Annotated in this window: 11 protein-coding genes; 6 read left to right on the top strand and 5 right to left on the bottom strand. The window is 72.5% G+C overall.

Going from position 1 to position 11136, the window contains the following annotated elements; all coding sequences use genetic code 11:
• Window positions 1–216 precede the first annotated feature (216 nt).
• On the top strand, window positions 217–1248 hold the full coding sequence (locus ETD96_RS47715) for an MGDG synthase family glycosyltransferase (protein WP_274704659.1): 1032 nt from the start codon (window positions 217–219) through the stop codon (window positions 1246–1248).
• On the opposite strand, the gene ETD96_RS32060 is transcribed toward ETD96_RS47715, so the two are convergent.
• The 3 genes from ETD96_RS32060 to ETD96_RS32050 all read right to left on the bottom strand — a co-directional run bounded on the left by ETD96_RS32060 (window position 1226) and on the right by ETD96_RS32050 (window position 5048).
• Window positions 1226–2095, bottom strand: a complete 870-nt coding sequence (locus ETD96_RS32060) for a DMT family transporter (RefSeq protein WP_138640233.1) — start codon at window positions 2093–2095, stop codon at window positions 1226–1228. The genes ETD96_RS47715 and ETD96_RS32060 overlap by 23 nt on opposite strands.
• A complete protein-coding gene (locus ETD96_RS32055; RefSeq protein WP_138640232.1) occupies window positions 2092–2985 on the bottom strand; it encodes a DMT family transporter in 894 nt (297 codons plus the stop codon). Before ETD96_RS32055 ends, ETD96_RS32060 begins: the two co-directional genes overlap by 4 nt.
• Before the next feature lie 431 nt (window positions 2986–3416).
• Window positions 3417–5048: a GMC oxidoreductase gene (locus tag ETD96_RS32050; RefSeq protein ID WP_138640231.1), complete on the bottom strand. Its 1632-nt coding sequence runs from the start codon at window positions 5046–5048 to the stop codon at window positions 3417–3419.
• A 173-nt stretch (window positions 5049–5221) separates the two neighbouring features.
• On the opposite strand from ETD96_RS32050, the gene ETD96_RS32045 reads away from it, so the two are divergent.
• Together ETD96_RS32045 and ETD96_RS32040 are read left to right on the top strand one after the other, a co-directional pair.
• Window positions 5222–6301, top strand: a complete 1080-nt coding sequence (locus ETD96_RS32045) for an NAD(P)H-dependent amine dehydrogenase family protein (protein WP_138640230.1) — start codon at window positions 5222–5224, stop codon at window positions 6299–6301.
• Entirely contained in the window at window positions 6298–6777 is a 480-nt protein-coding gene (locus ETD96_RS32040) for a carboxymuconolactone decarboxylase family protein (RefSeq protein WP_138640229.1), read from the top strand. Before ETD96_RS32045 ends, ETD96_RS32040 begins: the two co-directional genes overlap by 4 nt.
• Window positions 6778–6834: 57 nt before the next feature.
• On the opposite strand, the gene ETD96_RS32035 is transcribed toward ETD96_RS32040, so the two are convergent.
• The gene (locus ETD96_RS32035) at window positions 6835–7737 is read right to left on the bottom strand and encodes a TauD/TfdA dioxygenase family protein (protein WP_138640228.1); all 903 of its coding nucleotides are present in this window, start codon (window positions 7735–7737) and stop codon (window positions 6835–6837) included.
• Window positions 7738–7907: 170 nt separating this feature from the next.
• Here ETD96_RS32035 and ETD96_RS32030 point away from each other — a divergent pair, with 170 nt between their 5' ends.
• The 3 genes from ETD96_RS32030 to ETD96_RS32020 are packed head-to-tail and all read left to right on the top strand — an operon-like array spanning window position 7908 to window position 10631.
• Window positions 7908–8966 carry an ABC transporter substrate-binding protein gene (locus tag ETD96_RS32030; protein ID WP_138640227.1) on the top strand — a complete coding sequence of 353 codons (1059 nt, stop codon included), beginning with the start codon at window positions 7908–7910 and terminating at the stop codon, window positions 8964–8966.
• The gene (locus ETD96_RS32025; protein ID WP_138640226.1) at window positions 8963–9793 is read left to right on the top strand and encodes an ABC transporter ATP-binding protein; all 831 of its coding nucleotides are present in this window, start codon (window positions 8963–8965) and stop codon (window positions 9791–9793) included. Before ETD96_RS32030 ends, ETD96_RS32025 begins: the two co-directional genes overlap by 4 nt.
• On the top strand, window positions 9786–10631 hold the full coding sequence (locus ETD96_RS32020) for an ABC transporter permease (protein ID WP_138640225.1): 846 nt from the start codon (window positions 9786–9788) through the stop codon (window positions 10629–10631). The genes ETD96_RS32025 and ETD96_RS32020 overlap by 8 nt, the downstream gene beginning before the upstream one ends.
• A 42-nt stretch (window positions 10632–10673) precedes the next feature.
• On the opposite strand, the gene ETD96_RS45195 is transcribed toward ETD96_RS32020, so the two are convergent.
• The coding region (locus ETD96_RS45195; protein ID WP_171069331.1) for a hypothetical protein at window positions 10674–11136 on the bottom strand (463 nt) is incomplete at its 5' end.

Here is an 11136-nt window from a genome sequence, read left to right as displayed (position 1 = left end):
GTGCCCGCCGTCCTGACCGCCGCCCTGCTGGGTCACGCCCTGCCCGCGGCGACGCGGGGCGTGAGCCGCCGCACCGGGGGGAGCCAGGTCGCCGCGGGCAGGGCGTGACCCAGCAGGGCGGCGGTCAGGACGGCGGGCACGCGGCGGGACATGAGATCAGTTTCACCGGGGGGAGTTCAATTAATGGGCAAACGACTCTTAATTCTGACAGCGGGCATGGGGGCCGGACATGACGCGGTCGCCGCGGAGCTGGCCCGGCGGATGGCGGCGCAGGGGGTGGAGGCGTCCGTCCTGGACGTCCTCGACCTGGTCCCGCTGCGGCTCGGGAAGGGCCTCCGGCACATGTACGAGGGCATGGTCCGGTCGGCGCCGTGGCTGTACGAGGGCATCTACCGGGCGTTCTTCGTGTCCCGGCGCCCGCCGCCCGCGTCCCCGCTGACGGCGCTGATCGCGCGGCGGCTGGACGCGCGGCTCCGGGAGCTGCCGCCGGACGCGGTCGTGTCGACGTTCCACGTCGCGGCGCAGGCGGCCGGGCGGCTGCGGGAGACCGGGCGGCTGGAGGTGCCGTCGCTGGTGCTGGTCACGGACTTCGCCGTCCACCGGATGTGGCTGCATCCCGGCAACGACCGGTACCTGTGCCCGGACGAGGGGTCCGCGCAGGCGGTGGCGGAGCGGACGGGCCGCCCGGCGACCCGGTGCGCGCCCGTGGTGCGCCCCGCGTTCCGCCGCAGGCGGGCGGCGTCGGGCCTGCTGCGGGACGAGGTCGGGGCCCGGCCGGACGACCGGATCGTGCTGATCTCGGCGGGCGCCTGGGGCGTCGGGCGGGTGGTGGAGACGGCGCAGCACCTCGCCGCGTCCGGCCGGTACGTGCCGGTGGTGCTGTGCGGCCGGAACGAGCGGCTGCGCGAGCGCGTCTACGGGCCCGCCCTCGGCTGGCGGGACGACCTGCCGGAGCTGATGGCGGGCGCCTACGCGCTGATCGACAACGCGGCGGGGCTGACCTGCCGGGAGGCGTTCGCGTGCGGGCTGCCGGTGATCTCCTACCGGCCGATCCCCGGGCACGGCCGGGACGGCGCGGCGGCGATGGCGCGCGCCGGGCTGAGCCGCTACGCGCGCACGCCCGGCGAGCTGGTCGGGGAGCTCGACCGGCTCAAGGACGACGCGGAGCGCCGGACCCGGGCGCGGACGGCGGCCGGCCTGCTGCGGGCCGCCCCCGCGGAGCGGGTCATCCAGACGGCGCTCGGCTGACGTCGTGCTCCTCGTGCAGCAGCGGGGATCGGGCGATGCCGATGCTGCCGAGGAGGAGCAGCGCCATGCCGGCCGCCTCCAGCAGGACCCACGGTCCGCCGCGGACGTTCTCGCCGAACAGGTAGACCCCGAGGATGATGCTGGCGACGGGGTCGGAGATGGTGAGGGCGGGCTGCACGGCGACGAGGGTGCCGCTCTGCAGCGCGTTCTGCAGCAGGAAGAGGCTGCCGAGTCCGGCGAGGGCCATGGCGTAGAGCTGCCAGGACGTGACGACGGCGCGGAGCCCGCGCTCGAAGTCGTGCGTGGCGGTGTTCATGAACGCGGCGGTCAGCGCGAACCCGATCGAGGTCGTGATGCCGAGCAGGACGGCGCGGACCGGCCCGCGGATGAGCCAGGACAGCGCGATGAGCGCGGCGACGCAGCCGGCCGTGCCGGTCGTCGCGATGATCCAGGCGGATCCGCTCGGCAGGTGGTAGCCCTCGTCGGGGGAGAGCGCGAACAGCAGCACGGCCAGCCCGACGCTGAGCAGGACGACGGCCGTCCACGGCACGCGGGTCAGCCCGCGCGGCGGCAGCAACGCGATGAGGATCATGGTGAACGGCAGTTCGACGGCCAGCAGCGGCTGGACGAGCGACAGCCCCGCGATGGACAGCGCCGCCGCCTGCAGCACGAACGCGGCGATGAGGGCGCCGATGCCGCCGAGCCACATCGGGCTGCGCAGCAGGTCGAGGATGAGCGCGAGCTTGAAGGCGTCCGCCTCGGGCGCGGCCTTGGCCACCCGCCGCTGGAGGACGGACGCGAGGGCGTTGGAGGCTCCGGCGAGCAGCGCGAGGACGACGGGGATCACTGGCACTCCACCCCGTCAGGCGGCGCCGCGGCGCGTTCGCCGGGTTTGCCGAGGTACGGGGACTGGCCGAGGACGACGATGCCCGCGACCATCGCCGCGAGCCCGAGCGACTCCAGGGCGAGGTCGGAGACCTCCAGCCGGACCCGCTCCCCGAAGATCACGATGCTGAGCGCGATGCCGGTGAGCGGCTCCGCCGCCGTCGTCGCGGGCAGCGAGATCCGCAGCGGCGCCGCGTCGAACGCGCTCTGCGCGAACAGCAGCCCGAGCGCCCCGATGAACACGAGCCCGTAGGGCTGCCAGGTCACGAAGATGCGGCCGAAGCCCTCGTCGGAGACGAGGAGGACGCTGCGGGTCAGGGTGTCCTGGAGGCCGTAGAGCAGCCCGGCGCCGCAGGCCAGCAGCATCGCGCGGACGCGCAGGTCCCGGTGCAGGCCGCCGAACGCGCACAGGGCGACGAGGGCGAGCACGGCCCCGCCCGCGAGCCAGCGCGGCGAGTGCACGCCCGGCAGGGCCCCGCCGTGCGGCACGCCGATGCCGAGGAACAGCGCGACGCCGCCGGTCAGCAGCAGGGACCCCAGCCACTCGTTGCGGCCGAGCCGCTCCCGGTAGATGACGTGCGCGGCGAACAGCGCGAAGATCAGGTTGACGGTGAGCACCGGGGTGACCTCGGCGACGTCCGCGATGTTCAGTGCGAACGCGAAGATGATCTGGCCGACGATCATCGAGGCGATGCCGGTCAGCCACAGCCGGCTGCGCACGAGGTCCAGCAGCAGCCGCGGATGCAGGATCTCCTCCAGCGGTTCCCGGAACGCCGCGTGCTGCTGCGCCACGAACCCGAGCCCGATGAAGGCCGCCGCCACGACGGCGATGGCCATGCCGAGAATGCTCATCCGCGTCCACGATCTCCCCCGAGCGACCCGTCCGGATCCGGCCTCTCACCTTCCACGAACCGACTGGACGGTACGTAAGACGGGGGTCCGCCGGCGGAGCACCCTGCGCATCCGAGCCCTCACCGCCCTCGTCGCGACCGTCTCGCCTCGGTGGTCCCGCTGAGCCCGGCCCAGGTCGGCCGCACCCCCGATGATCAGCCGTTACCCGGTTACGCGATCGACAATCCGACGCCGCCGCCCGTCCAAGTGAAGGGGAATCCGCCATGGGTGCCGTGGGGTGGCGCGTGCCGGCCATGGGTGCCGGTTCGGCGACCGCGGCGCCTGCGCGGCCGGGGCCGGGGCGCGGGGGCTGACCCCGTCTGCTCCTGAGCGGCCCCTGGAGATGACTGTCCGGCCACACGCGCCCGTGGCCGGATCTCGCTAGCGCGTCGTCACAGGTCGGTGGCGATGATCTTCTCGATGTTGCGCTCGGCGAGCGCGGTGATGGTCACGAACGGGTTGACGCTGGTGTTGCCGGGGATCAGCGACCCGTCGATGGCGTAGAGGCCGGAGTAGCCGCGCAGCCGGCCGTAGTTGTCGGTGGCCTTGTTCAGCACGGCGCCGCCGAGCGGGTGGTAGGTGAGGTGGTCGCCCCAGATCTTGTAGGCGCCGAAGAGGTCGGTCCGGTAGATCGTCCCCTCCTTCTTGTTGATCTTGTCGAAGATCGACTTGGCCATGTCGATGCTGGTCTGCTTCCAGCCGGTCTGCCAGTTCAGGTCCACCCGGCCCGCCGCCGCGTTCCAGGAGAACTCGGCCCGGTGCGGGGTGTTGGTGATCGACAGGTAGAACGAGGCCCAGGTCTCGATGCCGGTGGGCAGCGGCGCGACCTCGGCGAACGCGCCGCCGGCGTCCCAGTTGTCGATCCCGCCGGTCGGGATGGACGACTGGAGGCTGCCGGTCGGGTCCCAGAGGTGGTTGGCGCGGCCGCACATGACGTTGCCGTTGTCGCCCCAGCCCTTGCCGACCTCGCCGTTCAGCGCCGGCAGCGCGCCGGTCGCCTTCAGCTTGACCAGCAGCTTGCTGGTGCCGACGCTGCCGGCCGCGAAGAACACCCGGTCGGCCTTCACCGTCTTGGTGCCCGTGACGGCGCCGGTCGTGTCGATCTGCTCGATGGCGACGGTGTAGCCGCCGCCGGACGCGGGCGACACCGACGTCACCCGGTGCTGCGGTGAGATGGAGACGCGGCCGGTGGCCTTGGCCTGCGCCAGGTAGGTCTGCTGCAGGGACTTCTTGCCGGCGTTGTTGCCGTAGAGGATCTCCGCCGCCAGCGCCGACTTCGGCACCGCGCCCGCGGCCTCCTGCTTCATGTAGTTGAAGTCGTACACGTTCGGGACGTAGACGAACTCGAACCCCGAGCGCTCGGCGTGCTTCCGCCCGACCCGCGCGTACTGGTAGCAGTCGGTGCTGTCGAACCAGGCGCGGTCGATGTTGTTGACGCCGAGCCCGGCGTTGGCGCGCGGGTAGTACACCTCGTACATCTCGTCGGCGTCCACGGAGGGGAGGACGCCGCTGAACCGCGAGCGCCTCGGCGTCACCGCCATCCCGCCGTTGACGAGCGAGCCGCCGCCGACGCCCCGTCCCTGGTAGACGGTGATGCCGGCGAACTCCTCGGCGTCCAGGATCCCGGTGTAGCGGGGGACGTCCTTGTCGATCGGGAAGCCGAGGAAGTTGCTGAGCGGCTGCTTGGTGCGCGTCCGCAGCCAGAACGACCGGTAGTCGGGGGACCGGGTGTTGGCGAAGATCTTGCCGTCCGAGCCGGGGGTGTCCCAGGCCATCCCCATCTCGACCATGTGCACGTCGACGCCCGCCTGGGCGAGCCGCAGCGCGGCGACGGAGCCGCCGTAGCCGGTGCCGATGATCAGGACCGGGACGTGCGCGCCGTCGCCGATCGGGCCGGCCGCCGAGGCGGTGGACGCAGCGGTGCCGCCCATCAGCCCCAGCCCCAGAATGGAACCGGTTCCAACAAGGAACCCGCGGCGGGAAACGCCGCTGAGACTTCCGTTGGGCATGATGGAATCGGTCATGTGACCTCCCTCACTGTCGCTGAGATTGGAACAGGTTCTATATCGACCGGCGAGGGAAGTCACTAGCTACGCAAAAGTAACTTACGAACCATCACGCACACGTGTTGCCAGGTCACAGCCAGTTAACCAAGTGCTTGCTTGGCAACGGACCCGGGCTTTGTTACATTCCGCCCATGATCTCCGCGATCGTCTGGGGCACCGGCAACGTGGGGCGGCTCGCCCTGCGCGCCGTCGACGCCCATCCGGCGCTGACACTCACCGGCGTGATCGTCCACGACCAGGGCAAGGCCGGACGGGACGCGGGCGACCTCGCCGGCCTCGGCCGCGAGCTCGGCGTCGCGGCGACCACCGACATCGACGCCGTCCTCGCCGCCCGGCCGCAGGCCGTCGTCTACGCGGCGTCCGGCGACATCCGCCCGGACGACGCGCTCGCCGACATCCTGCGGGCGGTCCGCGCCGGCGCCGTCGTCGTCACCCCCGCGCTGTACGCCCTCTACGACCAGCGCAACGCGCCCGCCGAGATGCGCGAAGCGGTGCTCGACGCCATCGCCGAGGGCGGCGGCTCGCTGTTCGTCTCCGGCGTCGACCCGGGCTGGGGCAACGACGTCCTGCCGCTGATGATCAGCGGCCTGGGCGGCGTCATCGACGTCGTCCGCTGCCAGGAGATCTTCGACTACTCCACCTACGACCAGCCCGACTCCGTCCGGTACCTGGTCGGCATGGGCCAGCCCATGGACTACGAGCCGCCCATGCTGGCGGCGACCGTCCCGACCATGGTGTGGGGCGGACAGGTCAGGTTGATGGCGCGCGCGCTCGGCGTCGAGTTGGACGAGGTCCGCGAGACCCTGGACCGGCGTCCGCTCGACGAGACCATCACCACCGCGTCCATGGGCGACTTCGAGAAGGGCACGCAGGGCGCGGTCCGGTTCGAGGTGCAGGGCATCGTGGAGGGCGAGCCCCGCATCGTCGTGGAGCACGTCACCCGCATCCACCCGTCGTGCGCGCCCGACTGGCCCATGCCGCCGGACGGCGACGGCGCCCACCGCGTCATCATCGAGGGCAACCCGCGCATCGAGGTCACGGTCGAGGCCACCGACGAGCACGGCAACCGCGCCGCCGGCGGCAACGCGACCGCGGTCGGGCGGCTCGTCAGCGCGATCGACTGGCTGGTGGACGCCGAACCCGGACTCTACGACGCGCTCGACGTCCCGCTGCGCCCCGCGGCGGGCAGGCTCGGAGGCACCCGCGCATGAACCTCGACGTCCCCGACGGCAAGGACCCGATCCAGTACGCGTGGGGCGAGCTGGTGCCCGGCATCGGCCCCGCCGCGTCGCGGCTGTCGCTCGCGGTGTACGAGCACACCACCCTCGGGCTCCGCGAGTTCGAGGCGGCCCGGCTGCGCGTCGCGCAGCTCAACGGGTGCCTGTTCTGCCTCGACTGGCGGACCGAGCGGGACGGCCAGAAGGTCGAGGAGGAGTTCGCGGACGCGGTCACCGACTGGCGCACCACCGACGCCTTCGACGACCGGACGCGCCTCGCCGCCGAGTACGCCGAGCGCTACGTCCTCGACCACCACGGCCTGGACGAGGAGTTCTGGGAGCGCATGACCGCGCACTACGACCAGCGCGAGATCGTCGAGCTGAGCATGTGCATCGGCTCGTGGCTCGCGTTCGGCCGCCTCAACCACGTGCTCGGCCTGGACGCCATGTGCGTCCTGCCCAAGCCCTGAGACCGGGCGGGCCCGGGGTCACCCCTACCCCGGGCCCTGGTCCGCGGACGGTCCGGCTCAAGCGGCGGCGGACGGCGTGTAGTGCGCGGCCTCGTCGCCTTCGACGCGGTAGCTCTCCCGCCCGTCCACGCCGACCGGGACGTCGCCGGCGGCGGTGACGCGGTGCAGCAGCCGCGGCAGGTCGCCGTAGTCGTCGGACGCGTAGTGCTGCGTGATCCGGTTGTCGAACACGATGAGATCGCCGGGGGCCCACGCCCAGCGCAGGATGTTCTCCGGCCGGGTCACGTACCGCTGGAAGAGGTCGAGGAGCGTGCGGCCCTCGCGCGGCGGCAGCCCGACGACGCTCTGCGCGAACCCGCCGATGAACAGGTTCCGCTCGCCAGATTCGGGGTGGACGCGGACGACGGGGTGCGCGGTCTTCCACGTCCGTGACACGAACGCCTTCCGGTGCTCGGCCGACTTCTCCGGGTCGGCGCCGCTGTTCGGCGGCTTCACGTAGTCGTAGTCGTTGGTGTGCACGGCCCAGAGCCGGTCGGCCAGCAGGCGCAGCTCCTCCGGCAGGTCCCGGTACGCGGCGCCGGTGTTGGCGATCAGCGTGTTCCCGCCGAAGGGCGGGATGACGAGGCTGCGCAGGGTGCTGATCTTCGGCGGCGTCTGGACGAACGTGACGTCGGTGTGCCAGTGGTTCGCCCGCCCCGACTCGCTGTCCACCGGCAGGATCTCGCGGTGCCCGTCGGCCGCAGGGACGGTCGGGTGCGCGCCGGTGAGCGGCCCGAAGCGGGCGGCGAAGGCGATCTGGTCGTCGTCGGTCAGGTCCTGGCCGCGAAAGCCCAGCACCTTGTGCTCCAGCAGGGCCTCCTGGATCTCGCGGAACAGCGCGCCGGTCAGCTCGCGGACGTCGACGCCGACGACCTCGGCGCCGATGCGGCCGCCGATCTTGCGGATGTCGAACTCGGACATTGCCCACCTCCTGGGGGGACGGACGGTCAACGGAGCGGCGGTCCGGGGGGCGCACCGGGGTGCTCCGGAGCGGTGCCGTGCGGACCCGCCGATCGGTAGCGAAACACGGCCCCGCGCAAAAAGCAACTATTCCGATTGACTTAGTAGGAAATGGAGGTCATAGTCACGGTGTGTCCTCCATCGCCTCCCCACGCCCGTACCCCGACCCCACGAGAAGACGGCTCCTGTCCGCGCTCGCGGTCGCGGCGGCCGCCGTGCCGCTCACCGCGTCCTGCGGCCGCGCGCTCGGCGGCGGTGCCGAACGCACCGGCACCCTGCGCTACCAGGGCTGGACCGGACAGGTGATCCTCCCCGAACTCGCCGCCGACCTCGGCTACCTCGGCGAGGTGAAGCTGGAGTGGATCGGCAACACCATCAGCGGCCCGCAGGACGTGCAGAGCGCCGCCACCGGCCAGGTCGCGTTCGGCGGCGCCTTCAACGGCGCCTCGGTCAAGCTGCAGGAGTCCGGCGCGCCGCTCACGTCCGTCATCGGCTACTACGGCACCGACCGCAAGACCTACAACGGCTTCTTCGTCCTGGACGGCAGCCCGATCCGCGGGCCGCGCGACCTCATCGGCAAGAAGGTCGGCATGAACACCCTCGGCGGCCACGCCCAGGCCGTCCTCGACCTCTACCTGCGGCGCAACGGGGTCGCCCCCGCCGACGTCCGGAAGGTCGAGGCGCTGGCGGTGCCGCCGGTCTCCCTGGAGCAGGCGCTGCGCCAGGGGCAGATCGACGTCGCCGCGCTCAGCGGCATCTTCCAGGACAAGGCCCTCGCCGCCGGCGGCGTCCGCGCGGTGTTCAGCGACTACGACTTCCTCGGCCCGTTCACCGCCGGGTCCTACGTGTTCCGCGACGACTTCATCGAGCGCAACCCCGACACCGTGCGGGCCTTCACCGCCGGGGTCGCCCGCGCGATCGAGTGGACCCGGACGGCGCCGCGCGCGGAGGTCATCGCCCGGCAGACGCGCATCCTCACCGCGCGCGGCCGCAACGAGAACGCCGACGCCCTCAAGTACTGGAAGTCGCTCGGCGTCGCCGGGCGCGGCGGCCTGATGAGCGACCGGGAGTTCTCGGTCTGGAGCCGCTGGCTGAAGGACGTCGGCCAGATCCGCGAGGTCGGCGTCCCGCCCCGCGACCTCTACACCAACGAGTTCAACCCGTACGCGAACGGAGGCGTCCCGCGATGACCGGGCCCGCGACCAAGATCAGCCTCTCCGGGGTCGGGAAGACCTTCCCGGTCCGCGGCGGCGGCGCGTTCACCGCGCTCGACGGCGTCGACCTCGACGTCGCCGAGGGCGAGTTCCTCGTCGTGGTCGGGCCGTCCGGCTGCGGCAAGTCCACCCTGCTCGACCTGATCGGCGGCCTGGCCCGGCCCACCGCCGGGCGCGTCGCGATCGACGGCGCCGAGGTGACCGGGCCCGCCCTGGACCGGGCCGTCGTCTTCCAGCAGTACGCCCTGTTCCCGTGGCGGACGGCGCTGCGCAACGTCGAGTTCGGGCTGGAGGCCAAGGGGCTGCGCCGCCGCGAGCGCGCCGGCATCGCCCGCCGCCACCTCGACCTCGTCGGCCTGTCCGGCTTCGAGGACCGCTACCCGCACGAGCTGTCCGGCGGCATGAAGCAGCGCGTCGCGATCGCCCGCAGCCTCGCCTACGACCCGGAGGTGCTGCTCATGGACGAGCCGTTCGCCGCGCTCGACGCCCAGACCCGCGACTCCCTCCAGGACGAGCTGCTGCGCATCTGGAAGGCCACCGGCAAGACCGTCGTGTTCATCACCCACGGCATCGACGAGGCCGTCTACCTCGGCGGGCGCGTCGCGGTGCTGACCTCGCGGCCCGGCCGGGTGAAGGAGGTCGTCGACATCGACCTCGGCCCCCGCGACGCCCACGAGGACCTGCGCTCCAGCCCCGAGTTCGCCGCGCACCGGCACCGCGTCTGGTCGCTGCTGAAGGACGAGGTGCGGGCGGCGCAGGCCCCGGCCGTCCCGGCGCCGCGCGAGGAGGCCCGCCGTGGCTAGCACCGTCGAGGCCCCCGTCCTCACCGCCGGGCCCGAGGCGCCGGCGCCCCCGCCGCGCCGCACCGGCCGCCGCGCCACCGCGCTCGCGGGCACCGCCCTGCGCCGCTCGGTCGCCGTCATCGCGTTCTTCGCCGTCTGGGAGCTGGCGCCCCGCGCCCAGCTCGTCGACCCGGTCTTCCTGCCGCCGGTGTCGGACGTCCTCCCGGCGCTGTGGGACCTCGCCCGCAGCGGCCAGCTGTGGAGCAACACCGAGGCCAGCCTCGTCCGCGCCCTCGCGGGCTTCGGGCTGTCGATCGCCGTCGGGGTGCCGCTCGGGCTGCTGATCGGCTGGTACCGGCCGGTCGCGGAGCTGCTGAACCCGCTGCTGGAGCTGTTCCGCAACACCGCCGCGATCGCGCTGCTGCCGGTCTTCATCCTCGTCCTCGGCATCGGCGAGACCTCGAAGATCGCGATCGTGCTGTACGCGTGCACGTGGCCGATCCTGCTCAACACGATCAGCGCGGTCCGCACGGTCGACGCGACGCTCGTCAAGTCGGCGCGGTCGCTCGGGCTGCCCGCCGCCCGGATCTTCCAGAAGGTCGTGCTGCCCGCCGCGGTGCCGTCGGTGTTCACCGGCATCCGGCTGGCCGGCGGGATCTCGGTGCTCGTGATGATCGTCGCGGAGATGGTCGGCGCCAAGGAGGGCCTCGGCTTCCTGATCGGCTCCGCCCAGCAGAACTTCGCGATCCCCGACATGTACGCCGGGATCCTCACCATCTCGGCGCTCGGGCTCGTGTTCAACTACCTGCTCGTGCTGATCGAGCGCCGGTTCACCCGGTGGCGCACCGACGCGCGCTGACCCCGCCCGGCTCACTCGCCGCCGAACCGGAGCCCGCGCCCGTCAGGTGAACGACATCCAGCCGGCGCCGGGCGCGCGGATCAGGAAGGTGCCCGCCAGCACCACCAGCCCCGACGCCGTCAGCACGAACTGGCCCGGCGCCAGGCCGAGCGGTGTCGCGCCGGCCTCCTTCAGGAGGTCGGCCGCGACGCCCGACACCAGCGCCGCCAGCGCCAGCCCGAACCGCAGCACGGCGTGGAACGCGGTCAGAGCCAGGTTGCGCTCCACGCCGCTCAGCTGCTCCTGGAGGAACGTGATGCCGCCGACCAGCGCGCTCGTCGCGGCCGCGCCGAACACCACCGCCCCGATGTAGGACCACCAGATCGACCCCAGCGCGCCCATCGACGCGATCACCAGGCCCTGCGCGGCCGTCCCCAGCTTGATCTGCGTCATCAGGCTGCCCGCCTTGCGGTGGACCAGCAGCAGGCCCGTGATCGCGCCCACCCCGAACAGCACCACCAGCGCC

Source organism: Actinomadura geliboluensis (assembly GCF_005889745.1).
Taxonomy (GTDB): domain Bacteria; phylum Actinomycetota; class Actinomycetes; order Streptosporangiales; family Streptosporangiaceae; genus Spirillospora; species Spirillospora geliboluensis.
This window is presented reverse-complemented; position numbering and strand designations above follow the sequence as displayed.

What these genes read in the sequence shown, in the direction of transcription:
- ETD96_RS32040 (WP_138640229.1), top strand. Translation starts at nt 6,298, where the DNA reads ATGAACCTCGACGTCCCCGACGGCAAGGACCCGATCCAGTACGCGTGG.
- ETD96_RS32050 (WP_138640231.1), bottom strand. Translation starts at nt 5,048, where the DNA reads ATGACCGATTCCATCATGCCCAACGGAAGTCTCAGCGGCGTTTCCCGC.
- ETD96_RS32045 (WP_138640230.1), top strand. Translation starts at nt 5,222, where the DNA reads ATGATCTCCGCGATCGTCTGGGGCACCGGCAACGTGGGGCGGCTCGCC.
- ETD96_RS32055 (WP_138640232.1), bottom strand. Translation starts at nt 2,985, where the DNA reads ATGAGCATTCTCGGCATGGCCATCGCCGTCGTGGCGGCGGCCTTCATC.
- ETD96_RS47715 (WP_274704659.1), top strand. Translation starts at nt 217, where the DNA reads ATGGGGGCCGGACATGACGCGGTCGCCGCGGAGCTGGCCCGGCGGATG.
- ETD96_RS32035 (WP_138640228.1), bottom strand. Translation starts at nt 7,737, where the DNA reads ATGTCCGAGTTCGACATCCGCAAGATCGGCGGCCGCATCGGCGCCGAG.
- ETD96_RS32025 (WP_138640226.1), top strand. Translation starts at nt 8,963, where the DNA reads ATGACCGGGCCCGCGACCAAGATCAGCCTCTCCGGGGTCGGGAAGACC.